The following is a 744-nucleotide window of genomic DNA, read 5'->3' as shown; positions in this document are numbered from 1 at the left end:
ACCAATCTCGGCCGCGCCCCGCTCTCCGCGGCCGCCCTGGACGCGCTGGTGGCAGCCGGCGGGTACGTCGACGTGGAGCTCGACCTGGGCACCGGCACCCGCTCCCGCCGCGGCGCCGCGACCCGGGCGGCCCTGCTCGCCGCCTGCCCTCCCGCCCAGGACGCCCTGGTCGTCAACAACGGCGCGGCCGCCCTGGTGCTGGCCACCACGGCCCTGGCCGCCGGCCGCGAGGTGGTGATCAGCCGCGGCGAGCTCGTCGAGATCGGGGCCGGCTTCCGGCTGCCGGAGCTGATCGAGTCGACCGGCGCCCGGCTGCGCGAGGTGGGCACGACCAACCGGACCCACCTGCGCGACTACGCCGAGGCGATCGGCCCGGAGACCGGGTGCCTCCTCAAGGTGCACCCGAGCAACTTCCGGCTGGAGGGGTTCACCTCGGGCGTCGAGGTCGGCGAGCTGCGCCCGCTGGCCCAGGCCCACGGCGTGCCCCTGGTGGCCGACCTCGGCAGCGGGCTGCTGACCCCAGACCCGCACCTGCCGTCCGAGCCCGACGCCGCCACCGCCCTCGCGGGCGGCGCCGACATCGTCATCGCCAGCGGCGACAAGCTGCTCGGCGGCCCGCAGGCCGGACTGGTGCTCGGCAGCTCGGACGTCGTCGCCCGGATGGCCGCCCACCCCCTCGCCCGGGCGGTCCGCGCCGACAAGCTCGCGCTCGCCGCGCTGGAGGCCACGCTCGTCGGCGGGCCG

Annotated in this window: 1 protein-coding gene; it reads left to right on the top strand. The window is 77.8% G+C overall.

Features of this window, described 5'->3' with window-relative positions; all coding sequences use genetic code 11:
• Nucleotides 1–744, top strand: a 744-nt coding sequence (selA, locus tag RCG67_RS16845; RefSeq protein ID WP_368827940.1) for an L-seryl-tRNA(Sec) selenium transferase, incomplete at both ends; no start/stop codon positions are given.

The sequence above is a fragment of the Kocuria cellulosilytica genome, assembly GCF_040981245.1.
GTDB classification, from domain to species: domain Bacteria; phylum Actinomycetota; class Actinomycetes; order Actinomycetales; family Micrococcaceae; genus Kocuria; species Kocuria cellulosilytica.
This window is presented reverse-complemented; position numbering and strand designations above follow the sequence as displayed.